The following is a 24,345-nucleotide window of genomic DNA, read 5'->3' as shown; positions in this document are numbered from 1 at the left end:
CATGTTCGTCATGAATGATGCTGCTCCCCGCCGTTTTCACCATGGCGATCTGCGCCGCGCCCTGATCGAGGCGGCGCTGGCCGCGCCTGACATCGAGGCTTTGTCGCTGCGGCAGCTGGCCACCACGGTGGGGGTCAGCGCGCCGGCGGTGTACCGGCACTTCGAGAGCAGGGAGGCCTTGCTCAACACGCTGGCGGATGCCGGTTTCCGCCGTCTCGAAACCTACTTCGCAAAGGCGTTCGATCCGGCCCGCCCGGCGGCGGACGCGGCGGAGGCGCGGGCGCGCCTAATGCGCCTGGGCGCGGCCTATCTTGATTTCGCGGATGCGGAGCCCGCCTTGTGGCGCCTGATGTTCGGCGTCAATGCCGCCGGCTACCGGTCAGCTGCCGTGCCGGACGGCCGCACCGCCACCTACAATTATCTGCCGCTTGCCCTGCGGGATCTGCACCGGACCGGCGTCATCGCCGCGCCGCCCAGCGAGCGCGACGCGCTGTTTGCCTGGAGCGCCATCCACGGCCTCGCCACGTTGCGCGCCGGCGCCGTAACGGCAGCCTGCGGGCCCGCCGAGGAGGTCGCCGCATCGGTGGTCAAGCGCATCCTCGGAGCGCTGGGCGCGGCGGCGTGGACTTGAGGATTTCAGGCCGGCCTTGGCGGCGGCGTCCAGTCCCTCCGGGTCCGAGATCTGGTGGATGAACCCGCGCTCTGACAGTATGTTGAGGAAATCGGATTTGAACTGGCTCATGGCATTCGGACTTTCGAAAACGGCTGTGGGCTCTTAACCTCCGGAGGCCTCACCTGTCAAAACCGCTGACCGCCATCGGCCTCATGTCCGGCACCTCGCTCGACGGCATCGACGTGGCGCTGCTTCGCACAGACGGCGAGGACGTCGTGGACCGTGGCCCTGCCGCCACCTATCCCTATCGCCCGGGCCAGCAGGCCGTCCTCCATGACGCCCTGACGGCGGCCAAGTCGCTCGAAACCCGCGATGCCCGTCCCGGCATCCTGGCCGAGGCCGAGCGCGCGCTCACCGAATGGCATGCCGAGGCGGTGCTGCAGTTTCTTGACGCCAACGGCCTCACCCCACCCGAGATCGATCTCATCGGCTTTCACGGCCAGACCGTCATCCACCGCCCGGAGCGCCGCCTGACCGTCCAGTTGGGGCTGGGCCCCACGCTCGCCCGCCGCACCGGCATCCCCGTCGTCTATGACATGCGCGCAGCGGATGTGGCCGCCGGTGGGCAGGGGGCGCCGCTGGTCCCTGTCTACCACCGGGCGCTGGCCGCCGCCGTCAAGGCGCGGCCGGTCGCCTTCGTCAATATCGGGGGTGTCGCCAACATGACCTGGATCGGGCGGAACGGCGACCTTGTCGCCTTCGACACGGGTCCCGGCAACGCCCTTCTCAACGATTGGTGCGAGCGTCACACGGACGTTCCGTACGACCGGGATGGCATGTTGGCTGGTAGCGGCAACAGCAACGAAAGCGTGCTTGGGCAACTACTCAAAAACAACTTTTTCGCAACGGCCGCACCCAAGTCGCTCGACCGTAACACCTTCCAGATGACGGTTGTCGATGCCCTGTCAGCCGCCGATGGTGCGGCCACGCTCACCCGCTTCACCGCCTGCTCGATTGCGCTCAGTGAGAAACTGGTGCCCGAACCACCTCGCCTCTACATCATCTGCGGTGGCGGACGGCTCAATCCTGTTTTGATTCAGAATCTTAGAGACCTTCTGCAAGTACCTGTAATGATAGCAGAAGAAGTTGGAATGAATGGGGACTCGATGGAGGCCGAAGCCTGGGCCTATCTCGCCGTCCGCTGCCTTAACGGCCGGGCCATCACATTCCCCGGCACGACGGGCGCGCCAAGGCCAACGTCTGGCGGTGTTATCGCGCGACCCTGAAAAGGTTTGTCGCTTAGGTCGCCTGGCCGACTCGCCAGAGGCTTCCTAGCCAAGCGCCGGCGCAGAGGAGCAGCAGGATGGCCGGCCCGGTGATTGACGACCGGATCAGGCCATAGGACTCGTCTGCGACAACAATATCGTTTGTAAACAACGAGCTGGCAAAGCCAATCGTCGCCCACAGAAGAGCCACCAGCACCACCACGATCGACGCGGTGACGGGGTGGCGAATGACAACGGATGCACGGGGCGGAGCAGGGGAAGCATAAGCACTGAGTGTCATGGCAACCTCCTAGGTCGCGCAGAGTCTACGCCTATCTTGACCACATGTCAGTGATCAATGTTTTCGCTCGGCGATTACTTTGCGGTCATGGCCTTCAGCGCGCGGCCGTCGATGATCACCAGCGCCAGGATGATGACGACTGTGCCGATAATCTCCATGGTATCAAGGGTTTCACCCAGAACCGTGATGCCCATGGCAATCGCCGAAACAGGGATCAGCATGGTGACCAGCAGGACGTTGGCGGGGCCGGAGCGGGCCACCACGCGGAAGAAGATGATGTAGGCGAAGGACGTGGACAGCAACGAAAGCCCGAGCAGCGCACCCCAGCTTTCCTTTGATGCATCAATGAGTTGCAGTGGATTATCAAAGCTGAATGCAAGCACGGTCATGATCACGGAAGAGCACAGTAACTGCCCCGTGGCCATGCTCAGCGGCGGGGTACCCTTCAGTTTCAGCTTGGCCCACAGGCTGCCCACCCCATAGCTCGCCGCAGCTCCCAGGCACAGCAGGATGCCCAGGCTTTGCGATCCCTGGCCCATGATCGCCCCGCCCTTGAGGATGGCAACGCCCACGATGCCAACCAGAATTCCGAACACTTTCCGTGGGATGAACGGCTCGAGCCCAGCCGCCGCGATGATCGCCACGCCAAACAGCGGCGAGGTGGCGTTGATCACCGAGGCCAGTCCGGATGCGATCATCGTCTGCCCCGTCACGATGAGCGTGAAGGGGATGACATTGTTGAAGATCGAGAGGCCAATGATGGCAGTCCAGGCTGCCCTGTCAGTCGGCAGCGGGCCGACGAGCAGGAAATGCAGGGGCAGAAGGGCGGCCGCTGCCAGCACCACGCGGGCCATCACGATGACCAGCGGTGAAAGGTCCTTTACGGCTATGCCTACAAAGAGATAGGAGCCGCCCCAGATGACCGACAGGAACAGCAGCATTCCCCATACGGAGAGCGGAATATGGCTATGGGGCGTGGGCGTCATAGGCGTCTTCTTCCTCCGCCCGGTGCCTTGGCGCCACCCGATAGCTGACTAGAGCTGGCCTTCCGCCGCGAGGCGCTTGTCCAAATAGGTCGAGCAGATCTTCGAGAGCTCGTCGATCTTGTCCTGGAAGAAGTGGTTGGCACCCGGGATCACCTTGTGTTCGACGGTAATTCCCTTTTGAGTCTTGAGCTTGGACACCAGGCTGTGGACCGCTTCCGGCGGCGTGACGGTGTCCTTTTCGCCGTTCACGAACAGGCCTGAAGCCGGGCAGGGGGCGAGGAACGAGAAGTCATAATGCTTGGCCAGCGGGGCCACCGAGATGAAGCCCGAAATCTCGGGGCGGCGCATCAGCAGCTGCATCGAAATCCAGGCGCCGAAGGAGACGCCGGCGATCCAGCAGATCTTGGCCTCGCGGTTGAAGGACTGCAGCCAGTCGAGGGCCGAGGCGGCATCGGAAAGCTCTCCCGCGCCATTCTCGAACACGCCCTGGCTGCGGCCTACGCCCCTGAAATTGAAGCGTAAAACGGAGAATCCGCGGCTCTGGAACATCTGGTACATGGTGTGCACGATGGGGTTGTTCATCGTGCCGCCGAAGGTCGGGTGCGGATGCAGCAGGATGGCGATGGGCGATCCGGCGGCCTTTGAATGGTGGTAGCGCGCCTCGATGCGGCCCGCGGGGCCGCCAAAAATCACTTCCGGCATAAAGCTTTGTTCCTCATGGGAGATATCCGGCAGGAAAAACCCGGTGGAGGGCCCACCGAATAATTGACTCCTGTACTCGGGTTTTCTATATCCCTGTTTAGAATTGTTCGAAACTGGCGGCGCGTGTCACCGCTGCCTTGAAGTTCTGGCCTTTAGCACGGGTGAGGGGTTCAAAATCAAGGATTTCGTGCCATGAAGATGAGCACCAAGGGCCGTTATGCCGTGATGGCGATGATCGACATCGCCACCCATTCCGATGGGGAACCGGTTTCATTGGCTGAAATCGCCGAACGGCAGGACATTTCACAGGAATATCTCGAGCAGCTGTTTGGCAAGTTGCGCAAGGCGAAGTTGGTGGAAAGTGCCCGTGGACCCGGCGGTGGCTACCGCCTGGCGCGCGAGATGAGCATGATTCCGGTTGCCAAAATCATTGCCGCCGTTGACGAGGAGTTGCAGTTCACACGTTGCGACGGCGACGCTGTTGAAGGTTGCGTGAAGGGCGAGCGCTGCAACGCGCATGACCTTTGGTCCAGCCTCGGCCGCCAGATGATGGCCTTCCTGTCATCGATTACACTCGAGGACGTCGTCGAGAAGCGCAACCTGGCGCTGGCCGCCACCATCAAGCAGACCAAGGACCGTCACCCGGAGGGAACCCCGGCGTGAGGAGCTACCTCGACCATAACGCCACATCGACGCTGCGCCCGGAAGCGAAGGCGGCGATGGTGCGCGCAATGGATTGTACGGGGAATGCCTCGTCGGTGCATGGCGAAGGCCGCGCGGCGCGCAAGGTGCTGGATGATGCGCGCGAGCAGGTGGCCCGGGCGGTGGGCGTGATCCCGCCGATGGTGGTGTTCACCTCTGGTGGCAGCGAGGCGAACAACATGGCGCTGAAGGGCGCGCCTGTTGAAAGGATTATCGTTTCCGCAATCGAGCACCCCTCGGTGCTGCAGGCAGCGACTGCATCGGGGAAGCCTGTTGGTGTCATTCCGGTTGATGCGGATGGTGTGATTGACCTTGGCGCCCTTGAAGAATTGCTGCACGGGCCGAAGGCGCTGGTGAGCGTGATGGCGGCCAACAACGAGACGGGCGTGGTGCAGCCGTTGGCAGATGTGGTGCGGCTTGCGCAGGCGCATGGGTGCCTGGTGCACAGTGATGCGGTGCAGGTTCTCGGCAAGCGCATGTTGAATTTCGGGTTGCCGCCGTTGGATTTTCTGACGCTGTCGGCGCACAAGAATGGTGGTCCGGTTGGCACTGGCGCCGTTGTCATTCGCGATGGTGTTCCGGTCGAGCCGCTGATCCATGGTGGTGGCCAGGAGCTGCGGCGCAGGGCGGGCACAGAGAATCTGGTGACGATTGCAGGCTTCGGCGCCGTCGCCGGGCTCAAACAGGACGTCATGCACTTGCGTGACCGGCTGGAGGCAGAACTCGACAGTGCTGTGATCTTCGGCAGCAAGGTCGAGCGGCTGCCCAATACCACCTGCTTCGCCTTACCCGGCATGAAGGCCGAGACGCTGCTGATGGCGTTCGACCTCGAAGGGGTGGCGGTCTCGTCCGGCTCCGCCTGTTCGTCCGGCAAGGTCGCAAAATCGCATGTTCTGGCCGCCATGGGGGTGAAGCCGGAAATCTCCGAAGCCGCAATTCGCGTATCACTTGGCTGGGACACCCGCGAACAAGACATCGAACACTTCACTGCCGCGTGGCGCAAGATCCGCGACCGCCACAAGGCCAGGGCTGCTGCCTGAGGGAAACATGGCTGACATTGAAACGATTGAACTCGTCAAGGACATCGACGTCGACAAGTACAAGTACGGTTTCACGACCGACATCGAGTCCGACTATGCGCCGAAGGGCCTGAACGAGGACATCGTCCGCTTCATCTCGAACAAGAAGAACGAGCCCGCATGGATGCTGGAGGCCCGCCTCGAGGCCTATCGCCGCTGGCTGCAGATGGACGAGCCCAACTGGGCAAAGGTCCATTACCCCAAGATCGACTTTCAGGACCTCTATTACTATGCCGCCCCCAAGGGCTCGGCGGCTCCGAAGAGCCTCGACGAGGTGGACCCGAAGCTGCTGGAAACCTACGCCAAGCTCGGCATTCCGCTGAAGGAACAGGAAATCCTCGCCGGCGTGCGGAAGCAGGGCGAGAAGAGCGATCTGGACGAGGAAGGCAACGAATACACCTCCGGCCGCGTGGCCGTGGACGCGGTGTTCGACTCGGTTTCGGTGGTGACCACCTTCAAGGCGGAACTGGCCAAGGCCGGCGTGATCTTCTGCTCGATCTCGGAAGCGCTGCGCGAGCACCCGGAGCTGGTGAAGAAGTATCTCTTCTCCGTCGTGCCACAGGGCGACAACTACTATGCAGCCCTCAACGCGGCAGTGTTCTCCGACGGCTCCTTCGTCTACGTGCCGCCGGGCGTGCGCTGCCCGATGGAGCTTTCGACCTATTTCCGCATGAACGCCAAGAACACCGGGCAGTTCGAGCGCACGCTGATCATCGCCGACAAGGGCAGCTACGTGTCCTACCTCGAAGGCTGCACCGCGCCGACGCGCGAAGAGAGCCAGCTGCATGCCGCCGTGGTCGAGCTGATCGCGATGGACGATGCCGAGATCAAGTATTCCACGGTGCAGAACTGGTACCCGGGCGATGCCGAGGGCAAGGGCGGCGTCTATAACTTTGTGACCAAGCGCGGCGACTGTCGGGGCCCCCGCTCCAAGATCAGCTGGACCCAGGTGGAGACGGGCTCCGCCATCACCTGGAAGTACCCCAGCTGCATCCTGCGCGGCGAAGAATCGCGCGGCGAGTTCTACTCGATCGCCATTTCCAACGGCCGCCAGCAGGTGGACAGCGGCACCAAGATGATCCACTTGGGCAAGAACACGTCGAGCCGCATCATCTCCAAGGGCATCGCGGCGGGCCGTTCCGACAACACCTATCGAGGCCTCGTCTCGGCCCACCGCAAGGCGACCAACGCCCGCAACTTCACGCAGTGCGACTCGCTCCTCATCGGCGACAAGTGCGGCGCGCATACCGTGCCCTACATTGAGGCCAAGACGTCGACCGCGCAGTTCGAGCACGAGGCGACGACGTCCAAGATCTCGGACGACCAGATGTTCTACTGCATGTCGCGCGGGCTTTCGCAGGAGGAGGCGGTGGCCCTCATCGTCAACGGCTTCGTGCGCGACGTGCTGCAGCAACTGCCGATGGAATTCATGGCCGAAACGCAGAAGCTGATCGGCATCTCGCTGGAAGGGAGCGTGGGGTGAGCCTCACCTTCCTTCGATATCGCATTGCCCATCGGGCTGGCGCTGGTTTTCGCGGTGTTCCGCTATGGCCAGTACCGCGCGGCGGAACCGAAAACGGCCCTGCCAAAGGCGGCGGCCGATGGCGTCAAGGGCGCCATCGGGCTTGCCGTAATCACGCTCGGCTACAAGTATTTCATTCATTGAGGCGACAACCGTGAACCTTCTCGACATCGACAACCTGCATGTGAAGCTCGAAGACGAGGACCGCGACATCATCCGCGGCCTGTCGCTCACCGTTAAGCCGGGTGAAGTGCATGCCATCATGGGGCCGAATGGCTCCGGCAAATCCACGCTGTCCTATGTGCTGGCGGGGCGCGAAGGCTATGAGGTGACGGAAGGTTCCGTAACGTTCAAGGGCGAGGACCTGCTGGAGATGTCGCCGGACCAGCGCGCGGCCAAGGGCGTGTTCCTGGCCTTCCAGTATCCGATCGAGATCCCCGGCGTCGCCACCATGCAGTTTCTGAAGGTGGCGCTGAACTCGCAGCGCAAGGCGCGGGGCGAGAAGGAACTCTCGACGCCGGACTTCATGCGCATGGTCAAGGAGAAGGCCGCAAAGCTGAACGTGTCACCGGACATGCTGAAGCGCCCGGTGAACGTTGGCTTCTCCGGCGGCGAGAAGAAGCGCGCCGAGATCCTGCAGATGGCGGTTCTCGAACCCTCGCTCTGCATCCTCGATGAGACCGACTCCGGCCTCGACATCGACGCGCTGCGCGTGGTGGCTGACGGCGTCAACGCGCTGCGCTCGCCCGACCGGGCGATGATCGTCATCACGCACTACCAGCGCCTGCTGGATTACATCGTGCCGGACTTCGTGCATGTGCTGTCCAAGGGCCGCATCGTGAAATCGGGCGACAAGCACCTGGCGCTGGAACTCGAAGAGAAGGGCTACGCCGAATTCACCGAGAGCGCGGCATGAGCACGGTAATTGCAAGAACGGCTGCCGAGGAGGCGCTGGGCTTCCAGCTGCCCAACCGGCGCATGGAAGACTGGCGCTGGACCGACCTGCGCCAGCTGATCGACAAGCCGTACCCTCCGCGCCAGCATGTGATGGCGAAGCCTGCTGATGTGGAGCGGCTCGTGGCCTCTTCCCTGTTCGCCGGCGTTGCGGCAACGCGCATGGTGTTCGTCAACGGCGAATATGACGCGAAGCATTCGAAGCAGGCGAACGCTTTCGTCGAATCCACCGCCGCAATCGACGATCCGGTGAACCTGATGAACGTGGCCTTCGCCACTGATGGGGCACGGCTGCGGATCGAGGGCAATGTCGACACGCCGATCGAGCTCGTGTTTATTTCAACGGATGCATCCCCGCGCACCGTGGCGACGCGCAATGTGATCGAGATTGCGGACGACGCCTCGGCCACGATCATTGAGACGCATCTGGGCGAGGGCAGCTACCTCGCCAGTTCCGTGATGGAAATCCGCATCGGACACAATGCGCGGCTTGACCGGATCAAGGTGGAACTGGAGTCGCATGACGCCGTGCACCTTGCGCATTGCCACGTGATCGTGGGCCGGAACGTGACCTTCCGCGACTTCACGCTGACAACCGGCGCCAAGCTGAACCGGCAGAACGGCACTTTCCGCTTCATCGGCGAGTTCGCCGATGCCAAGATTTCGGGCGCGTTCCTGCTGGCGGGCAAGCAGCATGCGGATACGGCGCTGGTGGTGGACCATGAGGTGCCCAACTGCGCCAGCCGCGAACTTTTCAAGTGTGTGATGGACGACCATGCGCGCGGCATCTTCCAGGGCAAGGTGATCGTGCGACCCGGCGCGCAGAAGACCGACGGCAAGCAGTCTTCTCACGCGCTGCTCCTGACCGAGACGGCGGAGTTCGATGCCAAGCCCGAACTCGAAATCTATGCCGATGACGTGGCCTGCGGCCATGGCGCCACCTCTGGCGACCTGAACCACGACCATGTGTTCTACCTGAAGTCGCGCGGCATCCCCGAGGCCGAGGCCAAGGCATTGCTGATCGCGGCCTTCGTGGGCGAGGCCTTCGACACCGTGCACCAAGACGGCATCCGGACGGCACTCGAAGACTTCGCGGCGCGCTGGCTGACCGAGCACGGGAGGAAGCGCTGATGGCATACGACGTTCAGGCCATCCGCAAGGACTTCCCGATCCTGTCTCGAGAAGTCTATGGCAAGCCGTTGGTCTATCTCGACAATGCCGCCTCTGCGCAGAAGCCGAAGCCGGTTTTCGATGCGATCATGAAGGCTTACACCGAAGAGTACTCGAATGTGCATCGCGGACTGCACTTCCTGTCGAATGCCTCGACCCAGGCCTTCGAGGATGCGCGCGAGAGCGTGCGCCGTTTCCTCAATGCGCCGTCCGCCGAACAGATCATCTTCACCCGCAACGCGACCGAGGCGATCAACCTCGTGGCGCAGAGCTTCGGTGGCATGGTGATCGGCGAGGGCGACGAGATCGTGCTGTCGATCCTCGAGCACCATTCCAACATCGTGCCTTGGAACTTCCACCGCGAGCGCAATGGCGCGGTGCTGAAGTGGGCGCCCATCGACGACGAGGGCAATTTCCTGCTCGACGAGTTTGAGAAGCTGCTGTCGCCGAAGACCAAGATGGTGGCGATCACCCAGATGTCCAACGCGCTCGGCACCATCGTGCCGGTGGCGGAGGTGATCAAGCTGGCGCACGCACGCGGCATCCCCGTGCTGGTGGACGGCTCGCAGTCTTCCGTTCACATGGCCGTCGATGTGCAGGCGCTTGATGCGGATTTCTTCGTCTTCACCGGCCACAAGACCTATGGGCCGACCGGCATCGGCGTGCTCTATGGCAAGAAGGAGTTGCTCGCCAAGATGCCGCCCTACCAGGGCGGTGGTGAGATGATCCTGGAAGTGGGCACTGACTACGTGACCTACAATGACCCGCCGCACCGCTTCGAGGCGGGAACGCCGGCCATCGTACAGGCCATTGGGCTAGGTGCCGCACTCGACTACATGCGCGGCGTCGGGCTCGACAACATTGCCGCGCATGAGGCGGCCCTGCGCGACCGGGCCACGGAGCGCCTCTCCGAAATCAACTCGCTGCGCATTTTCGGGCGGGCGAAGAACAAGGGCGCCATTGTCTCCTTCAACATGGAAGGGGCGCATGCCCATGATGTTGCCACCGTGATCGACCGCGCGGGCGTTGCCGTCCGCGCCGGCACCCACTGCACCCAGCCGCTGCTGCAGCGGTTCGGTGTCACCGCCACTTGCCGTGCGTCTTTCGCCATGTACAACACCCTCGAAGAGGTTGATGTTCTGGCCGAAGCGCTTATCTCTGCCCGGAGGATATTCGGATGACCGATGCCGCGACCGAGACCACGCCCGTTCCCGACAATGCGCCGAACCCTTCGGCCATTCCGCCGGATGAGCTGGCACGCCTGACGGATGATATCGTGGCCGCGCTCAAGACCGTCTATGACCCGGAAATCCCGGTCGACATCTATGAGCTGGGCCTGATCTACAAGGTCGACATCGACGATGACCGCAACGTGGCGATCGAGATGACCTTGACGGCTCCCGGCTGCCCGGTGGCGGGCGACATGCCGGGCTGGGTGGAGAATGCCGTGTCCACCGTGCAGGGCGTGCAGAGCTGCCGCGCAACAATCGTCTTCGATCCGCCATGGGACCACAGCCGCATGTCGGAAGAGGCCCGCGTGGCCATGAACATGTGGTAAGGAGGACGCCATGGCATCCGCATCACGACCACTTCCCCAGGCCATGAAGCTGACTGACGCCGCCGCCGAGCGCGTGCGCGAGATCATGGCCAAGGCCGAAAAGCCCGTGGTGGGCCTGCGCATCGGCGTGAAGAACGGCGGTTGTGCGGGCATGGAATACACCATGGAATGGGCCGAGGACCAGAAGCCCTTCGACGAGGTGGTCGAGGACAAGGGCGTGAAGGTGCTGATCGACGCCAAGGCGATGATGTTCCTGCTCGGCACCGAGATGGATTTCCAGGTTTCGGCGCTGAAGTCGGGCTTCGTGTTCAACAACCCCAACCAGGTTTCTGCCTGTGGTTGTGGGGAGAGCGTGCAGCTGAAGCCGGCGGAAGGCTGAGGACTGCTTCCGTACTCGCAAAGTTCATCATGCCCGGGCTCGTCCCGGGCATCTTCTTTGGTGGCGACCAAAAGAATCGTCGAGACAAGCCCGGCGATGATGAGAGGGTGGGTTGGTCTGCGGTGGACGCGCGGCCTTCGGCTGATCTAGGCTTTCGCCCGGGAACGAGCGTGATTCATGAGGTGACCGCCATGCGGAACACACTGACCGTTCTCGCCGCTGCCTTTCTCATCTTCTCAGCCGCCACCCTCCATGCCCAGGAGGATGCCGACCCCAATGCAGGCATTTCCGGCGAGCATGACTTCAACATGTATTGTGCGAGTTGCCATGGCGAGGATGCCAGGGGCAATGGCCCCAAGGCCTTCAGCCTCACCATCAAGCCACCCAACCTGACGACGCTGACCCAGCGCCATGGCGAATTCCCGCGTGACAGGTTGGCCCGCATGATTGACGGGCGCGACCCCGTCCCTGGTCATGGCGAGCGCGAGATGCCGGTGTGGGGCGTGTGGTTCAAGGCGGAGTCGGCGCAGGATCTTGGTGGGGCGGAGGGCGACGAAGCCTCGGTGCAGCGCCGTGTCGACAATCTCATCGACTATATCGGAGGCCTGCAGGTGAAGTAGAAAACCCCGCGCCGGGGCGCGGGGTTTGATTTTCAGAAGGTCTTGAGCAGGGCGCTGAACATGCCCGCGAGCTGCGTGCCGGGCGCCTCCGGCATCACCATCGCCGCGTGGGCGAAAATGATGGGTACGAAGACGAGGGACATCATCAGGATGACGATCATCCCGGCATTGTCGTTTTGACCGCCCTGTACGGCGGCATTTCGGGACGTGAAAAGAGACTTGAAGGTCATTTGGTTCACCTCTTACCGACCAGCCGTTACCGGGTGGCGGGGGTGAACTGAGGAAAACTCAGAAACCCGCGCGTGCCAGTAGCGGCATGGTCGATCGACTATGACTGTCGCTTGGCATTGGGTTTCGGGTTCCTGTTTGAGAATGGAGCGGTGTCCGCGCCGCTCCCGGAAATGAACCGGGCGGGCAAGAGTGTCAAGCAAAAAGCTCAAGTTTGGCGGCCCTGGGCCATTATTCGCCGGGTATCGCCGGGCGTGACTGAGCGTAAAGTGCCGCGATGGCGCAGGAGGCCAAGCGGGCCCGCACGGAATCGGCCCGCGAGGTCAGCACGATGGGTACCCGGGCACCCACCACCAGCCCAGCCGCATCCGCCCCCGCCAGGAAGGTGAGGTTCTTGGCCAGCATGTTGCCGGCCTCGAGGTCCGGCACCACCAGGATCTGGGCCCGGCCTGCCACCTCGGAGCGGATGTTCTTGATGCGCGCGGCTTCCATGTCGATGGCGTTGTCGAAGGCCAGGGGGCCATCCACCAGCCCGCCGGTGATCTGGCCGCGATCGGCCATCTTGCACAGGGCGGCGGCCTCGATCGTCGAGGGGATTTTGGTGGTCACCGTCTCGACCGCCGAGAGGATGGCGACGCGCGGCATGCCGAGGCCAATCTGCACATGGAGGTCGATGGCGTTCTGGACGATGTCGACCTTGGTATCGAGGTCCGGGAAGATGTTGATGGCGGCATCGGTGATGAACAGCGGCTCGGCATAGGTCGGCACATCCATCACGAAGACATGGCTGATGCGCCGCGCTGTGCGAAGCCCCGTGGCCGAGGCGGTGACCTCGTGCATCAGCTCGTCGGTGTGGAGGCTGCCCTTCATGAGGAGAGCGCCTTCGCCCGCGCGGATCAATTTCACAGCCTGGGCCGCCGACGCGTGGCTGTGGGGGGCATCGACGAGGCGGAATTTGGAGATGTCAGCCCCTGTCCTTTCCGCTACCGCCTCGATCTTGCGGCGGGGCCCAACGAGGATGGGAATGATGATGCCCAGCCCTGCCGCTTCCACCGCACCCAGCAGCGAGGTCTCGTCGCAGGGGTGCACGACCACCGTCGGGGCCGCGGGGAGGTCCCGCGTGCGCTCGATCAGCTGCTCGTATTTGGCGTGGGTCGGCGTGTCCAATCGGTTCTCCCAGACTCAGAATGGGCTGTGCTAGGTTGCAGCCAGTTTAGCGAAACTGGGGGACATTGACATGGCGATGCGCGAATTCTTTACGGCGATGTGGCGGACCATCATGCTACGCGGGCTCGCGAGCCTGATTTTCGGTGTCCTGGCCTTCGTCTATCCGGGGGTGACACTGGCCGTGGTGGTGACGCTGTTCGGCATCTATGCCCTGGTCGACGGCTTGCTGGGCCTGTGGGGCGTGTTCCGCGGCAAGAACGAGGGCACCTCGATCACCAGCCTGCTGACGGCACTCGTCGGCATCGCGGCTGGCCTCGTCTGTCTGCTGGCACCGGGCTTCGCCACCACCTACGTCGTGCTACTCATCGGCTTCTGGAACATCGCGGCGGGCCTCCTGCAGCTGATCGGCGCGCTGGTCATGTGGAAGGACATCGAGCAGCCGGGGCTGCTCGCGCTGGCAGGCATTGCCGGGGCGGCGCTGGGGCTGCTCATCGTGTTCTATCCGGCGAGTGCGGCCGTCAGCATCATCTGGGTGATCGCCGGCACCGCGGTGCTGGTGGGCCTCGTGCTGCTGGCCTTCGGCTGGAAGCTGAAAAGTGCCGCGCAGGACTTCATGAAGGCCCGCGGCGCCTAGGCCTTCCGCAGAAGCAGCTCGCGGGCTGTCGCCTCGTTGGTGATGAGCACGTTGCAGTCCGCGAGCCTTATGGCACCCAGCAGGCAGTCCACCTTGTCATTGCCGCCCGAGGCGATGACGCGGGTGGGCACGCCGCGCAGCTGCGCGATGGGCAGCGACATGATGCGGCGGTTGACCGGGTGGTCGACGAGCTTTCCATCACGGTCATAGAAGTTGAACAGCATGTCGCCCACCGCGCCCAGCCTCAGGAGCTCGGCGCGCTCCTCGTCGCTGATCAGGTTGAAGCGGAAGGCAGTGGAGGAGGGCGCCATGGTGCCGACGCTGAGGATGGCCAGGTCCAGCCGCTCGGCGCGGCGGAAGATGTCCTTCAGCCCGCAGCGCTCGATCAGCGCCTCGCGGGTTTCAGGTGAATCCACAACGGCCGGCGCCTGGAAGAGGTAGCAGTCCGCCCCCATGATGCGGGCGAACTGCCAGGCGAACTCCGCCGGGTTGAATTTGCGCGCCTGCACGATGCCGCCGAGCAGCGAGATCACCTGCAGGTTTTCGAGGGCGCGCGGGGCAAGCGTGGCGAGCGACTCATAAAGTGTGGCACCCCAGCCCACGCCCACCGTCATGTTGTCCTCCAGCGTGTCGGACACATACATGCCGGCGGCGACGCCGATCGACTTCATCACGTTCTCGGGCTGATCTGGCTCCGGCACCACCACGGCGTCCTTGAAGCCGAAGGCCTTCTTGAGTTCGCCCTCGAGCTCGAAGCACTCGGAGACATCGCCCTCGATCCAGATCTTCACCTCGCGCTGCTTGATCGCCTCGTTGATGTTGCGGACGACGGTGACGCGGCCGATGCCGAGGCGATCGGCGATTTCGTTCTGTGTCAGGCCCTCGACGTAATACATCCAGGCGATGCGCATGCGATTGCGGGCGATGCGGCCGGCACCACGTTCAGCTGAAAGCGGCCGGGTCTTGCGGGAGTCGGTCTTGTCCGGCATCGCGGTTCAGCCCTTCGTCTTGGTGGCTTTCATGAAATCAAGCGTGTGCGCGAAATCCTTGACGCCCGCCTGCGAGCCAAGCCCGGTGGCGTTCAGCGCGGAGGTTGCCTGCGCAAATCTGACGGCCGTTTCCATGTCGAAGCCCTGCACCAGCGCCACCGCGAAGCCAGCGTTGAAGGCATCGCCGCAGCCGCAGGTGCACCTCACGTTGATGTCATAGGCGGGGACGTGAAACGTCACCCCATCGCGGTCGTGGTAATAGGCGCCGTCGCCGCCGAGGGTCAGCACACAGGCCGTCACCCCCATGTCGAGGAAGAACTTCGCCGTTTCGCCATGGTCGGAGAGGCCGCAAAGCGCCTGCGCTTCCTCGATCGAGGGCATGAAATAGTCGGTGTAGGGAAGTACCGCCGCGATGGCCGGAAGGTCCTTGGGCGATCCTGCGAAGACATCGACCGTGGTCGCGGCGCCATGGGCCTTGGCGGCCTTCATGACGACGGCCGTCTGGCCCTTGTCCATCGCGTCCATGAGACCGACGCCGCCGGCGTGGAAGACCTTCGTGTCCACGGCGCGGGGGATCATCTCGTCGCTGACGAAGAAGTTGGAGGTGGCGCCCTTCATGTGCAGTGCGGGGCGGGAGCCATCGGCACGTGTAGTGACGATGGAGGACGAGGTCTTCCAGCCGGGCTGGTGCTGCACGCCCCAGGTATCGACGCCAAAATACTGCAACCGCTGCAGCACCCAGTCGCCCATCAGGTCCTCACCCACGCCCGCCAGAGCAAGCGTCTTGAGGCCCATCTTCGAGGCAGCGATTGCAGCGGTGCCGCCCGCGCCCGAGACGGCGAGTGTCAGTTCGTCGATGAACACCGTGCCGCCGCCGGGCGGGATTTCGGTGAATGGCCAGCCGAGGCAGTCATAGGTGTAGAAGCCCATGGAGACATAGTCGTAGCGCGGCAAGCAAACCTCCCTCGACCGGCCGTACCGGTCTTCACGCCAGCATCAGCAGTGGTTCTACAATAAGCTGCCGGAAGGCCTGCAGCAACTCCGCGCCGACTGCGCCATCAACCGCGCGGTGATCGCAGGAGAGCGTGCACGTCATCTGGCTGGCCAGCACTGGTTGACCGTTGACGGGCACGAAGCGCTCCACTGCGGCGCCGACCGCCAGGATCGTAGCCTGCGGCGGGTTGATGATGGCGGTGAACTGCTCGATCCCATACATGCCGAGGTTCGAGATGGCCGTGGTGCCGCCCTGGTATTCTGAAGGCACCAGCTTGCGGGCGCGGGCCTTGGCGGCGAGTTCCTTCATCTCGGCGGAGATGGTTGTGAGTGTCTTAGCGTCGGCATTGCGAATGACGGGGGTGAACAGTCCGCCGTCGACAGCGACGGCAACGCCCACGTCGGAAGATCGGTGTTGCAGGATCGAGTCTCCAGCCCATGTGACATTGGCTGCAGGCACCTTATGGAGCGCCGCAGCCATGGCCTTGATGATGAAGTCGTTGATCGACAGCTTCCACAATGGCCTGCCGTCAGCACCCTTCGGGGCTGAGGCATTGAGCCGCTCGCGCGTCGCCATCAGCGTGGTGAGGGTGCAAGTCACTGAGAGATAGAAATGGGGGACGGTCTGCTTCGACTCCGTGAGGCGCGCTGCGACGGTGCGGCGCATGCCGTCCACGGGAATGACGTCGAAACTGCCCGGTGCATAGAGTTTCTGCACGCTGTCACCAGAGACGACGGGAGCGGGGGGCAGAGCCGGTACCGATGCGGGCTTCGCCTCGCCTGCGCGGCGCACGTCGGCGGCGGTGATGCGGCCGCGTGGTCCGCTGCCGGGGATGGACCCGATGGGAAGCCCGGCCTGCCGCGCCAGACGGCGGGCGAGCGGTGTCGCGCGCGGGGCCTCACCGTTGGTGGCGGCTGCGGGTGCTGCGGTGACGGGTGCCGGTGTGGTCGTTGTCGTTGCAGCTGCAGCAGAGGCAACAGGCGCTGCGGCGGGGGCAGGGGCCGCAACAGCCTCGCCCTCGGCATAGATCCACGCAACCGCCGAGCCGACCGGTGCGCTGTTGCCTTCGGTGACGACGATGTTGCGCAGGATGCCGCCGGCGGGGGCGTCGATCTCCATCGCGGCCTTGTCGGTCTCGATCTCGAACAGGGCGGCACCCTTGGCGACCCTGTCACCATCCTTGTGGTGCCACTTCGATATCTTGCCCGTCGCCATGTCCATGTCGACGCGGGGAAGGATGACTTCGACGGCCATGCTACATGCGCCCGCGGACGAGGTTGCGTAGGCCCTCGACGATGCCCGGCACCTGTGGCACGGCGGCCTTTTCAAGTTCAGGATTGTAGGGGATGGGGGACTCGGCACCGCCCAGTCGCAGGATCGGCGCGTCGAGATAGTCGAAGGCCTCGCTCTCGGCGATGCGTGCGCTGATTTCGGCGCCGATGCCGAGCGTCTTCACGCCCTCATAGACGCAGGCGAGGCGCGAGGTCTTCTTCACGCTGTCAATGATCGTCGCGGTGTCGATTGGGCGCAGCGTGCGCAGGTCGATGACCTCGACGTCGATACCTTCAGCATCGAGGATGGTTGCTGCTTCCAGCGACTTGTGGACCATGATGGAGGTAGCGACCACGGTAACGTCACGTCCCTCGCGCGCCACATGCGCCTTGCCGATGGCAATGCGATAGGGCTCTTCCGGAACCTCGCCCTTCATCTTGTAAAGGAGCTTGTGCTCGAAGACCATGACGGGGTCCGGATCGTCGATGGCGGCGAGCAGCATGCCCTTCACGTCGGCAGGGGTCGACGGCTGGATGACCTTGAGACCGGGAACGTGAGCGAGCCAGGCTTCGAGTGACTGTGAATGCTGTGCTGCGGCCCCCGTGCCGGAACCGGCGGGGAAGCGCATGACGAGCGGCACGTTCACCTTGCCGCCGAGCATGAAGCGCAGCTTGGCAGCCTGGTTGACGATCTGCTCCATGGCGAGCGTGGCAAAATCAGAGAACTGGAATTCCAGCACCGGCCTGCAGCCCGCGAGTGCGGCACCGACGGCAACACCGGCCTGGCCCAACTCTGAGATAGGTGCGTCCATCACGCGGTCCTCGCCATAACGATGCACGAGGTCGCCCGTCACCTGGAAGGCACCGCCATAGACGCCGATGTCCTCGCCCATCAGGAAGACTGTGGGGTCGGCATCCATGGCTTGCGCCAGCGCCTCCTGGATGGCTTGCGCATAGGTGAGTTCGCGCATCATGCGGCCTCGTTGGAATAGACGTCGCGCGTGACCTCATTGGGGTTGGGATCAGTGCCAAGGCGGGCGAACTCGATGCCCGCTGCGATCTCGGCTTCGGCGGATTTGCGGATGGCGATCACTTCGGCCTCGGTGGCAAGGCCATGCGCCATCAGTTCCGCTTCGAAATGCGGGATGGGGTCACGGGCCTTCCACTCCTCGATCTCTTCCTTCGTCCGATAGCGGTTGCGGTCGGAGCGGGAATGGCCGCGCGTGCGGTAGGTCTTGCATTCGACGAGTGTCGGACCCTCGCCGCGGCGTGCGCGCGCGATGGCCTCGGCAATCGCTTCCTCGACATCGGCAATGGAATTGCCGTCGGTGATGACGCCGGGCATGCCATAGGCAGATGCGCGGTCTGCCACGTTGGCCACTGCCATGCTCCGCTCGGTCGAGACGGACATGCCGTATTTGTTGTTCTCGCAGACGAAGACAACGGGCAACTTCCACACCGCCGCCATGTTGAGCGCTTCGTGGAAGGCGCCCTCATTCGATGCGCCATCGCCGAAGAAGCACATGGCGACGTCGTCACGCTTCTGCTTCTTGATGGCGAGTGCTGCACCCACCGCGATGGGAAGCCCGCCGCCAACGATGCCGTTGGCGCCGAGGTTGCCGGTCGAGACGTCGGCGATATGCATGGAGCCGCCACGGCCCCGGCAATAGCCCTCTTCCTTGCCGAAGAACTCCGCGAACATCAGCTTCGGCTCCGCGCCCTTGCCGATGCAGTGGCCGTGGCCGCGATGGGTGGAGGTGATGTAGTCGGTGTTGCGCAGCGCCATGGTGGCGCCCACGGCGGAGCCTTCCTGGCCGATCGAGAGATGCATGGTGCCGTGGATCAGCCCGCGCATGTAGGCCTCTTCCGCGCCCTCCTCGAAGCGGCGGATGAGGTACATCTTGCGCAGCGCGTCCTTCAGCTGGTCGGCGGAATACTTCTGGTAGAAGGGCCGGGCGTTCGGCTTGATCTTGCCCACGGCATTCATCGAGGCAGTCCTTTCAGGATGCGGGAGGACGTATCCGCCGCGCAGGTGTCAGAGGAGAGGCGTTCGCAGATGGCCGCATCCTTCGCCGTCGCCATGCCGAGGCGGCGCGAACCGCGCGAAATATCTTCTGCCGGCATGCCGGTCTCCTGACTGGGGTATTCGATTAAGATACTTTTGTATGCATGAATGTCAATAAGTATTGTTTGGTGACTGCACCATTCATCTCGCAACTGCGAAGGTGCGGCTGACCATGGAGGTGCATGACTCGCCGTGGCGCGCTGCCGTGGTGGTGGGGGCAATCCGGCGCCGGATGCGTGATGTTGGACGAGAGCGGCAACCGGCTTGATCCGGCTTGCCGCCCTTCTGATTTCCTGTTTACCCCATCATGCGTGGGGCAAAGGAATATTTGCGGCGCGAATGCCCGCTGCGGCGAAATGGTCTTACCCGGTTTTGCCCAACTCCAGTAAAACGCCGAGAAGACGAATGATCTGGAAGGGCAGCGGCATGCCGGTGAAAAAGGTCGAGACGCTCATCATCGGCGGCGGGCAGGCCGGGCTTGCAGCGAGCCGGCATCTTGGCAAGCTGGGCAAGGAGCACCTTCTTCTCGAGCGCAAGCGCATCGCCGAGCGCTGGCGTTCCGAGCGCTGGGACTCCCTCGTGGCCAATGGCCCGGCCTGGCATGACCGCTTCCCGGACCTTGCATTCAAATGCGATGACAATGCCTTCGCCACGCGTGACGAGATCGTCCAGTATCTCGTAGACTATGCGAAGCAGAACAACTCGCCGATCCGCACGGGCGTCGAGGTGACAGCACTTCACCGCAATCCCGATGGCACGTTCCGCGCCGAGACGGCCGATGGCGTGATCGAGGCGAAGAACGTGGTGGCGGCCACCGGGGCCTTCCAGAAACCGTTGCGGCCGGTAATGGTGCCTGACTCCGAGGGCATCCTGCAGATCCACTCGGCGCATTATGTCAATCCGGCGCAGCTGCCGCCTGGCGCGGTGCTGGTGGTGGGCGCGGGCTCGTCAGGTGCGCAGATCGCCGATGAGCTGCAGCGGGCCGAGCGCAAGGTCTATCTCTCGGTTTGCCCGCATGACAGGCCGCCGCGCGCCTATCGGAGCAAGGACTTCGTGTGGTGGCTGGGGGCCCTTGGCAAGTGGGACGCCAAGACCATCGCGCCCGGCATGGAGCATGTGACCATTGCGGTGAGCGGCGCACATGGCGGCCACACGGTGGACTTCCGCAATCTGGCGCATCGCGGCATCACGCTGGTGGGCCGCACGGATGGCTTTGCCGATGGCAAGATGAGTTTCGCACCCGACCTCAAGGCAAATATCGAGCGTGGTGACGCCAATCTGTTCTCGGTGCTGGATGAGGCGGATGCCTATATCGCCGCCAACAAGCTCGATTTCCCGCTGGAACCCGATGCCCGCACGCTGGAGGCGATGCCGGACTGCGCGCTGAACCCCATCCTGTCACTCGACCTGAAGCAGGCCGGTGTCACATCGATCATCTGGTCGACCGGCTATGCGCTGGACTTCGGCTGGATCAAGTTCGACGCCTTCGACGACAAGGGCCGCCCGGCGCATGAGCGCGGCGTCTCCACCAAGGCACCGGGGCTTTACTTCCTTGGCCTTCCCTGGCTCTCGCGCCGCGCCTCGGCCTTCATCTGGGGCGTGTGGGTGGATGCCGAGCATGTCGCAGGCCAGATCGCGGCGCGTTAACGGGCAACGCACGCAGCCGTTAGGGATCAGGCCCGTTTGACGTCTGTCAAATGGTTCGCAACCGTGCTGTCCTAGGCTCGCGCATCCGTTGTCCGCCTTGCGGACCGGGGCAGGGAGGGGCGGCATGGGCGAAGCAGCACAACAGCATATCGCCAGCAGCGTGGCGGATGGCATCGGCACCATCACGCTCACCAGCAGTGCCAGGCGCAATGCGCTGAGCCACGGCATGATGTATGCGATCTCGGCCGCGCTCAACGGCTTCCAGGCGCAGTCGGTGCGGGTCGTCATCATCCAGGCCGAGGCAGGCGCCAGGGTGTGGTCCTCAGGCCATGACATCGGCGAGCTACCGGTGGGCGGCCTCGATCCCCTGCGCTACGCCGACCCTCTGGAGCACACGCTGCGCGCCATCAGGCGCTTTCCCGGCCCGGTGATTGCCAAGGTGCGGGGTTCTGTCTGGGGCGGCGCCTTCGACCTCGTGCTGAGCTGCGACCTGGTGGTTGCGGATGCATCTGCCAGCTTTGCCATCACGCCCGTGAACCTGGGCGTTCCCTACAATACAACGGTGCTGCTGCACTTCATGGGGCGGCTGCGCCTCAACGTCATCAAGGAGCTGTTCTTCACGGCGGCACCGGCAGGGGCGGCGCAGGCGCTGGAGTGGGGCATCATCAACTGGCTGGTTCCGGCGGAAGAGATCGACGTCATCATCAACAATCCCTTCGGCGGCGACACCAGCCTGGGGCCGGAGCGGATCATTGCGGCAGTGCAGACGATGCGCTGAGAGGTTAGGGATCAGGTGCCTTTGGTGGCGCCGGCGTCAACGGACGCGGTTCATCTTCCAGCGCGCCTGGACGCCGCGCGAGGAGAGGGTCGCGCGAGCGCTTCCGCGCCGCACGCCTTGCCAGGATGGTATTGCCCACGACGAGCACAGCGAACACCAGGCTGACCAAGAAGCAGATGACCAGGGCATTGTAAATCTGGATGATGGTTTCGTCAGTCATGGCATGCGCTGCGAGAATTGCTGTCCGGCCTCATTCACGTTCACTGTGGACGGCGCCATCGCGGTGAGGTCCGGCAAGTGTGGTTGAATGGTGAGGGCACAAGCCTGATGCCTTGGCAAACCGGCCGCATCCCTCACCCCTGTGTTTCCGCTAGATCGCCGACTTCGGCGCGCGCCGCTTCGTCATCATGCTGATCGCGACCCGCTTGAAGATCGAGAGCAGGTCGGTGGTGGTCGGATTTACCGTCGACACGCAGCCACCTGATGAACCCACCTTGTCGACAGAATAGAACTTGTCCGGGGTCGATGCGATTGCGCGCATGGTATCGCAGGCCGTGCGGTCATATTTCGTCGAGGTCGCCGGCGTGGTTGCGGCCACCGTCACAGTCACGGTCGTGTCGGTGTAGGAAATGTTCCGGTTGGAACTTGAGCACACCGGGGTGGGTGAGGGGCTTCTCGTGGGGCCGGTGACCGAGGGAGCCGGAGCAAGCGACGCCGCCATGGTCTGGGTGGTTGGCGTCGGATTTGACGTCGACTTCGCGACTGTGCCGCACTTCTTTTGGCTGTTGCTGTAAGATTGGGTGTAGGTGTCCGTCTTCGTCGCGGTCGTTACGATGACCTGCGGCGTCAAGACCGTCGAGGTGTCGAGCTTACAGGTACCTCCTACCGATGTGCCGGCGTTGTAGGCGACGGAATAAACCCAGGTCCCGGCGGCGGTAGCGGCCTGGGAAGAGGTAATCGCTTGCAGGCACTGGTTAGCATATCGGGCGGCTTCGATCATTGCGGGCCTCGATCCTGAGGCGGTCTTTGGTGCATTCGCGTCGCCGTCGCTGAGAATTACGATCACGTTTTGGCGTGGCGTCTCGCCGGTCGGCAGATTCTTGTTGAGCGCGTCAAGATCTGCCTGAGCGGCATCAATCGAGTCGGCGAAGAATGTCCATATAATGTCGGAGTAGTCATTCTTGTACGTAGCCCCGGTGACATTGCCGGGGGGATTGGATCAGAGAGCGGGCATCGTATTCTGATCATAAGCAAGGAAACGGAACATGGGTATTTTTGATTTCATCAAGTCGGCCGGCAAATCGATCGGCCTGGGCGGCAAGGACGAAGCGCCGAGTGCCGATGCGCTGAAGAAGGAGCTCGACTCCCACAGCCTCGGTACCGACGCGGTGACCGTCGAGGTGAAGGGTGACCGGGCCATCATCCGTGGCGATGTGTCGAGCCAGGAGATCCTCGAGAAGGCGATCGTCGCCATCGGCAACACGCATGGCATCGCCAAGGTCGAGGCCGAGGTGAAGGTTCCGGATGCCAAGGAGCCCGTGTTCTACACGGTCAAGAAGGGCGACAATCTCTGGAAGATCTCGGAGCACTTCTACAAGAGCGGCGCCAAGCATGCCGTGATCTTCGAGGCCAATAAGCCGATGCTGTCGCACCCGGACAAGATCTATCCGGGCCAGGTGCTGCGCATTCCCGATCTGGGCTGAGGCCTTCGTCTCTCCGGGCTCCGCTGCGGCGGGGCCCGGGCTTCCTACTTCCTGTAGAGCAGGGGGTTCTGGAACTTCTGCCGGAAGGCCAGCGGATCCTTCGGCTTCATCGTCATCGTCAGTTCATACTGCCATTCCATGTCGCCGCCGATCTTGCCGGCGGGCATCTCCACGGGAAGCTTCATGCCGATGCGGGCGCCGTTGCGCGGGTCGCTGGCGGATGTCAGCTGCTCCACCAGAGAGCAGGCTGCGGCGTGGATCTGCTCCCGGTCCTCAAGCGCCAGCTGCGGCACCACTACCGAGCGGCGGAACACCTTGATGTATTCCTGATAGAAGCTGGCGATCATCCGCAGTTTGCGCACCGACTTCACCGGGAAAAACCGCGTCCGGAGCGCATCGTCATGCGGGATAGCCTCGAAGCCTTCCGGCGATATGAAGGCATCGGCGAGGCCGAAGTCGGTGAGGCGGACATAGAGTTCGGTATCCTCCATGCCGTAGTTCTTCAGCAGCTCGTCATAGCCGCCCACCGCCGTGAACTTGTCGCGCGGGATGATGCAGGTGCCGCGCAGGTCATCGCCAAGATCCGTTGCATCGACCGTCGCATAGGTATTTGGCGTGATGACTGCGGCGATCTCGTCGAGGGCGGCGGGCTTCACCTTGATGTCGGCATCGACGAAGAACAGATAGTCGGCAGTTGCGTCCCGGGCGGCGATGTTGCGAGCGCGCGAGGGATTGAAGCCAGGGTCGTCGGCAACGCTGATGACCTTCACAGCCGGGAAATTGGCGGATGCCCACTCACCGCTCCGGTCGGGGCAGCCATAGTCGACGAGGATGACCTCGGTGTCCGGCAGCGCGCAGAACAGCGGCAGGGTTTGCTGCAGGTGCATCAGGCGGCCCTTGCAGGTCACGATCAGGCTGTATTTCGGCAAGGTTCACCGCTCCGGACAATCAACCGGCTGGCCTTAGCACGCCGGCGCGCATTGCGGAAAGGGCACACGGTTCCGGTGCCGGTTTCGTT

At 63.4% G+C, this 24,345-nt stretch carries 30 protein-coding genes; 16 read left to right on the top strand and 14 right to left on the bottom strand.

Annotated elements, in window-relative coordinates; all coding sequences use genetic code 11:
* Position 1 precedes the first annotated feature (1 nt).
* Together WCJ41_RS10115 and WCJ41_RS10110 are read left to right on the top strand one after the other, a co-directional pair.
* A complete protein-coding gene (locus tag WCJ41_RS10115; RefSeq protein WP_336905732.1) occupies positions 2-631 on the top strand; it encodes a TetR/AcrR family transcriptional regulator in 630 nt (209 codons plus the stop codon).
* Positions 632-795: 164 nt separating this feature from the next.
* A complete protein-coding gene (locus WCJ41_RS10110; RefSeq protein WP_336905741.1) occupies positions 796-1,899 on the top strand; it encodes an anhydro-N-acetylmuramic acid kinase in 1,104 nt (367 codons plus the stop codon).
* A gap of 13 nt (positions 1,900-1,912) precedes the next feature.
* Here the strand turns inward: WCJ41_RS10110 and WCJ41_RS10105 are convergent, their stop codons facing one another.
* From WCJ41_RS10105 to WCJ41_RS10095, 3 genes are all read right to left on the bottom strand, one after another.
* The gene (locus WCJ41_RS10105; RefSeq protein ID WP_336905731.1) at positions 1,913-2,179 is read right to left on the bottom strand and encodes a hypothetical protein; all 267 of its coding nucleotides are present in this window, start codon (positions 2,177-2,179) and stop codon (positions 1,913-1,915) included.
* 74 nt (positions 2,180-2,253) lie between these two features.
* Positions 2,254-3,165: a DMT family transporter gene (locus WCJ41_RS10100; RefSeq protein WP_336905730.1), complete on the bottom strand. Its 912-nt coding sequence runs from the start codon at positions 3,163-3,165 to the stop codon at positions 2,254-2,256.
* A gap of 48 nt (positions 3,166-3,213) precedes the next feature.
* Entirely contained in the window at positions 3,214-3,867 is a 654-nt protein-coding gene (locus WCJ41_RS10095) for an alpha/beta hydrolase (protein WP_336905729.1), read from the bottom strand.
* Between the two features lie 192 nt (positions 3,868-4,059).
* Here WCJ41_RS10095 and WCJ41_RS10090 point away from each other — a divergent pair, with 192 nt between their 5' ends.
* The 10 genes from WCJ41_RS10090 (at position 4,060) to WCJ41_RS10045 (ending at position 11,851) form a co-directional block, all read left to right on the top strand.
* Positions 4,060-4,530: an Rrf2 family transcriptional regulator gene (locus tag WCJ41_RS10090; protein WP_336905728.1), complete on the top strand. Its 471-nt coding sequence runs from the start codon at positions 4,060-4,062 to the stop codon at positions 4,528-4,530.
* The gene (locus WCJ41_RS10085; RefSeq protein ID WP_336905727.1) at positions 4,527-5,609 is read left to right on the top strand and encodes a cysteine desulfurase family protein; all 1,083 of its coding nucleotides are present in this window, start codon (positions 4,527-4,529) and stop codon (positions 5,607-5,609) included. The genes WCJ41_RS10090 and WCJ41_RS10085 overlap by 4 nt, the downstream gene beginning before the upstream one ends.
* 7 nt (positions 5,610-5,616) lie before the next feature.
* Entirely contained in the window at positions 5,617-7,131 is a 1,515-nt protein-coding gene (gene sufB, locus WCJ41_RS10080; RefSeq protein WP_336905726.1) for a Fe-S cluster assembly protein SufB, read from the top strand.
* A 24-nt stretch (positions 7,132-7,155) separates the two neighbouring features.
* Positions 7,156-7,314, top strand: coding sequence for a hypothetical protein (locus tag WCJ41_RS10075; RefSeq protein ID WP_336905725.1), 159 nt, complete (start codon positions 7,156-7,158; stop codon positions 7,312-7,314).
* 10 nt (positions 7,315-7,324) lie between these two features.
* Positions 7,325-8,086 (top strand): Fe-S cluster assembly ATPase SufC, encoded by a 762-nt coding sequence (gene sufC, locus WCJ41_RS10070; protein ID WP_336905724.1) that lies wholly within the window; start codon positions 7,325-7,327, stop codon positions 8,084-8,086.
* Complete coding sequence (gene sufD / locus WCJ41_RS10065) at positions 8,083-9,255, top strand: Fe-S cluster assembly protein SufD (RefSeq protein WP_336905723.1); 1,173 nt, start codon at positions 8,083-8,085, stop codon at positions 9,253-9,255. The genes sufC and sufD overlap by 4 nt, the downstream gene beginning before the upstream one ends.
* Positions 9,255-10,475 (top strand): cysteine desulfurase, encoded by a 1,221-nt coding sequence (locus WCJ41_RS10060; RefSeq protein ID WP_336905722.1) that lies wholly within the window; start codon positions 9,255-9,257, stop codon positions 10,473-10,475. Before sufD ends, WCJ41_RS10060 begins: the two co-directional genes overlap by 1 nt.
* Positions 10,472-10,852, top strand: coding sequence for an SUF system Fe-S cluster assembly protein (locus WCJ41_RS10055; RefSeq protein ID WP_336905721.1), 381 nt, complete (start codon positions 10,472-10,474; stop codon positions 10,850-10,852). The genes WCJ41_RS10060 and WCJ41_RS10055 overlap by 4 nt, the downstream gene beginning before the upstream one ends.
* Positions 10,853-10,862: 10 nt before the next feature.
* Positions 10,863-11,231, top strand: coding sequence for a Fe-S cluster assembly scaffold SufA (gene sufA, locus WCJ41_RS10050; protein ID WP_336905720.1), 369 nt, complete (start codon positions 10,863-10,865; stop codon positions 11,229-11,231).
* Between the two features lie 191 nt (positions 11,232-11,422).
* Positions 11,423-11,851, top strand: a complete 429-nt coding sequence (locus WCJ41_RS10045) for a c-type cytochrome (protein ID WP_336905719.1) — start codon at positions 11,423-11,425, stop codon at positions 11,849-11,851.
* A gap of 32 nt (positions 11,852-11,883) precedes the next feature.
* Here the strand turns inward: WCJ41_RS10045 and WCJ41_RS10040 are convergent, their stop codons facing one another.
* Positions 11,884-12,081, bottom strand: coding sequence for a hypothetical protein (locus tag WCJ41_RS10040; RefSeq protein WP_336905718.1), 198 nt, complete (start codon positions 12,079-12,081; stop codon positions 11,884-11,886).
* 229 nt (positions 12,082-12,310) lie between these two features.
* Positions 12,311-13,246 carry a phosphate acetyltransferase gene (locus tag WCJ41_RS10035; RefSeq protein WP_336905717.1) on the bottom strand — a complete coding sequence of 312 codons (936 nt, stop codon included), beginning with the start codon at positions 13,244-13,246 and terminating at the stop codon, positions 12,311-12,313.
* Between the two features lie 70 nt (positions 13,247-13,316).
* Between WCJ41_RS10035 and WCJ41_RS10030 the strand changes: the two genes are divergently transcribed.
* Positions 13,317-13,880, top strand: coding sequence for a DUF308 domain-containing protein (locus WCJ41_RS10030; RefSeq protein WP_336905716.1), 564 nt, complete (start codon positions 13,317-13,319; stop codon positions 13,878-13,880).
* On the opposite strand, the gene WCJ41_RS10025 is transcribed toward WCJ41_RS10030, so the two are convergent.
* From WCJ41_RS10025 to WCJ41_RS10000, 6 genes are read right to left on the bottom strand one after another with little or no spacing between them, the layout of a single operon-like run.
* A complete protein-coding gene (locus WCJ41_RS10025) occupies positions 13,877-14,869 on the bottom strand; it encodes a sugar-binding transcriptional regulator (protein WP_336905715.1) in 993 nt (330 codons plus the stop codon). The genes WCJ41_RS10030 and WCJ41_RS10025 overlap by 4 nt on opposite strands.
* Positions 14,870-14,875: 6 nt before the next feature.
* Complete coding sequence (locus WCJ41_RS10020; protein WP_336905714.1) at positions 14,876-15,823, bottom strand: sugar kinase; 948 nt, start codon at positions 15,821-15,823, stop codon at positions 14,876-14,878.
* A gap of 31 nt (positions 15,824-15,854) precedes the next feature.
* Complete coding sequence (locus WCJ41_RS10015; protein ID WP_336905713.1) at positions 15,855-17,117, bottom strand: dihydrolipoamide acetyltransferase family protein; 1,263 nt, start codon at positions 17,115-17,117, stop codon at positions 15,855-15,857.
* A 1-nt stretch (position 17,118) separates the two neighbouring features.
* Entirely contained in the window at positions 17,119-18,108 is a 990-nt protein-coding gene (locus WCJ41_RS10010) for an alpha-ketoacid dehydrogenase subunit beta (protein WP_336905712.1), read from the bottom strand.
* A complete protein-coding gene (locus WCJ41_RS10005; RefSeq protein WP_336905711.1) occupies positions 18,105-19,121 on the bottom strand; it encodes a thiamine pyrophosphate-dependent dehydrogenase E1 component subunit alpha in 1,017 nt (338 codons plus the stop codon). Before WCJ41_RS10005 ends, WCJ41_RS10010 begins: the two co-directional genes overlap by 4 nt.
* Complete coding sequence (locus tag WCJ41_RS10000; RefSeq protein WP_336905710.1) at positions 19,118-19,258, bottom strand: hypothetical protein; 141 nt, start codon at positions 19,256-19,258, stop codon at positions 19,118-19,120. Before WCJ41_RS10000 ends, WCJ41_RS10005 begins: the two co-directional genes overlap by 4 nt.
* 367 nt (positions 19,259-19,625) lie before the next feature.
* On the opposite strand from WCJ41_RS10000, the gene WCJ41_RS09995 reads away from it, so the two are divergent.
* Together WCJ41_RS09995 and WCJ41_RS09990 are read left to right on the top strand one after the other, a co-directional pair.
* Positions 19,626-20,846, top strand: coding sequence for an NAD(P)/FAD-dependent oxidoreductase (locus tag WCJ41_RS09995; RefSeq protein ID WP_336905740.1), 1,221 nt, complete (start codon positions 19,626-19,628; stop codon positions 20,844-20,846).
* 124 nt (positions 20,847-20,970) lie between these two features.
* The gene (locus tag WCJ41_RS09990) at positions 20,971-21,624 is read left to right on the top strand and encodes an enoyl-CoA hydratase-related protein (protein ID WP_336905709.1); all 654 of its coding nucleotides are present in this window, start codon (positions 20,971-20,973) and stop codon (positions 21,622-21,624) included.
* A gap of 4 nt (positions 21,625-21,628) precedes the next feature.
* Here the strand turns inward: WCJ41_RS09990 and WCJ41_RS09985 are convergent, their stop codons facing one another.
* Entirely contained in the window at positions 21,629-21,844 is a 216-nt protein-coding gene (locus tag WCJ41_RS09985) for a hypothetical protein (RefSeq protein WP_336905708.1), read from the bottom strand.
* A gap of 150 nt (positions 21,845-21,994) precedes the next feature.
* Complete coding sequence (locus tag WCJ41_RS09980; protein WP_336905707.1) at positions 21,995-22,624, bottom strand: hypothetical protein; 630 nt, start codon at positions 22,622-22,624, stop codon at positions 21,995-21,997.
* Positions 22,625-22,889: 265 nt separating this feature from the next.
* Here WCJ41_RS09980 and lysM point away from each other — a divergent pair, with 265 nt between their 5' ends.
* On the top strand, positions 22,890-23,327 hold the full coding sequence (lysM, locus tag WCJ41_RS09975) for a peptidoglycan-binding protein LysM (protein ID WP_336905706.1): 438 nt from the start codon (positions 22,890-22,892) through the stop codon (positions 23,325-23,327).
* Positions 23,328-23,371: 44 nt separating this feature from the next.
* Here the strand turns inward: lysM and WCJ41_RS09970 are convergent, their stop codons facing one another.
* Entirely contained in the window at positions 23,372-24,256 is an 885-nt protein-coding gene (locus WCJ41_RS09970; RefSeq protein WP_336905705.1) for a glycosyltransferase, read from the bottom strand.
* Between the last annotated feature and the right edge of the window lie 89 nt (positions 24,257-24,345).

The sequence above is a fragment of the Aestuariivirga sp. genome (assembly GCF_037139295.1).
Taxonomy (GTDB): domain Bacteria; phylum Pseudomonadota; class Alphaproteobacteria; order Rhizobiales; family Aestuariivirgaceae; genus Aestuariivirga.
The sequence above is the reverse complement of the archived record's forward strand: the minus strand, read 5'-3'. Positions and strand labels throughout refer to the sequence as shown.

Excerpts from the sequence above, each read along its gene's own strand:
- WCJ41_RS10115 (WP_336905732.1), top strand. The coding sequence starts at position 2 with ATGTTCGTCATGAATGATGCTGCTCCCCGCCGTTTTCACCATGGCGAT.
- WCJ41_RS10105 (WP_336905731.1), bottom strand. The coding sequence starts at position 2,179 with ATGACACTCAGTGCTTATGCTTCCCCTGCTCCGCCCCGTGCATCCGTT.
- WCJ41_RS10100 (WP_336905730.1), bottom strand. The coding sequence starts at position 3,165 with ATGACGCCCACGCCCCATAGCCATATTCCGCTCTCCGTATGGGGAATG.
- WCJ41_RS10095 (WP_336905729.1), bottom strand. The coding sequence starts at position 3,867 with ATGCCGGAAGTGATTTTTGGCGGCCCCGCGGGCCGCATCGAGGCGCGC.
- WCJ41_RS10090 (WP_336905728.1), top strand. The coding sequence starts at position 4,060 with ATGAAGATGAGCACCAAGGGCCGTTATGCCGTGATGGCGATGATCGAC.
- sufB (WP_336905726.1), top strand. The coding sequence starts at position 5,617 with ATGGCTGACATTGAAACGATTGAACTCGTCAAGGACATCGACGTCGAC.
- sufD (WP_336905723.1), top strand. The coding sequence starts at position 8,083 with ATGAGCACGGTAATTGCAAGAACGGCTGCCGAGGAGGCGCTGGGCTTC.
- WCJ41_RS10060 (WP_336905722.1), top strand. The coding sequence starts at position 9,255 with ATGGCATACGACGTTCAGGCCATCCGCAAGGACTTCCCGATCCTGTCT.
- WCJ41_RS10055 (WP_336905721.1), top strand. The coding sequence starts at position 10,472 with ATGACCGATGCCGCGACCGAGACCACGCCCGTTCCCGACAATGCGCCG.
- sufA (WP_336905720.1), top strand. The coding sequence starts at position 10,863 with ATGGCATCCGCATCACGACCACTTCCCCAGGCCATGAAGCTGACTGAC.
- WCJ41_RS10045 (WP_336905719.1), top strand. The coding sequence starts at position 11,423 with ATGCGGAACACACTGACCGTTCTCGCCGCTGCCTTTCTCATCTTCTCA.
- WCJ41_RS10040 (WP_336905718.1), bottom strand. The coding sequence starts at position 12,081 with ATGACCTTCAAGTCTCTTTTCACGTCCCGAAATGCCGCCGTACAGGGC.
- WCJ41_RS10030 (WP_336905716.1), top strand. The coding sequence starts at position 13,317 with ATGGCGATGCGCGAATTCTTTACGGCGATGTGGCGGACCATCATGCTA.
- WCJ41_RS10025 (WP_336905715.1), bottom strand. The coding sequence starts at position 14,869 with ATGCCGGACAAGACCGACTCCCGCAAGACCCGGCCGCTTTCAGCTGAA.
- WCJ41_RS10015 (WP_336905713.1), bottom strand. The coding sequence starts at position 17,117 with ATGGCCGTCGAAGTCATCCTTCCCCGCGTCGACATGGACATGGCGACG.
- WCJ41_RS10010 (WP_336905712.1), bottom strand. The coding sequence starts at position 18,108 with ATGATGCGCGAACTCACCTATGCGCAAGCCATCCAGGAGGCGCTGGCG.
- WCJ41_RS10005 (WP_336905711.1), bottom strand. The coding sequence starts at position 19,121 with ATGAATGCCGTGGGCAAGATCAAGCCGAACGCCCGGCCCTTCTACCAG.
- WCJ41_RS10000 (WP_336905710.1), bottom strand. The coding sequence starts at position 19,258 with ATGCCGGCAGAAGATATTTCGCGCGGTTCGCGCCGCCTCGGCATGGCG.
- WCJ41_RS09995 (WP_336905740.1), top strand. The coding sequence starts at position 19,626 with ATGCCGGTGAAAAAGGTCGAGACGCTCATCATCGGCGGCGGGCAGGCC.
- WCJ41_RS09990 (WP_336905709.1), top strand. The coding sequence starts at position 20,971 with ATGGGCGAAGCAGCACAACAGCATATCGCCAGCAGCGTGGCGGATGGC.
- WCJ41_RS09985 (WP_336905708.1), bottom strand. The coding sequence starts at position 21,844 with ATGACTGACGAAACCATCATCCAGATTTACAATGCCCTGGTCATCTGC.
- WCJ41_RS09980 (WP_336905707.1), bottom strand. The coding sequence starts at position 22,624 with ATGATCGAAGCCGCCCGATATGCTAACCAGTGCCTGCAAGCGATTACC.
- lysM (WP_336905706.1), top strand. The coding sequence starts at position 22,890 with ATGGGTATTTTTGATTTCATCAAGTCGGCCGGCAAATCGATCGGCCTG.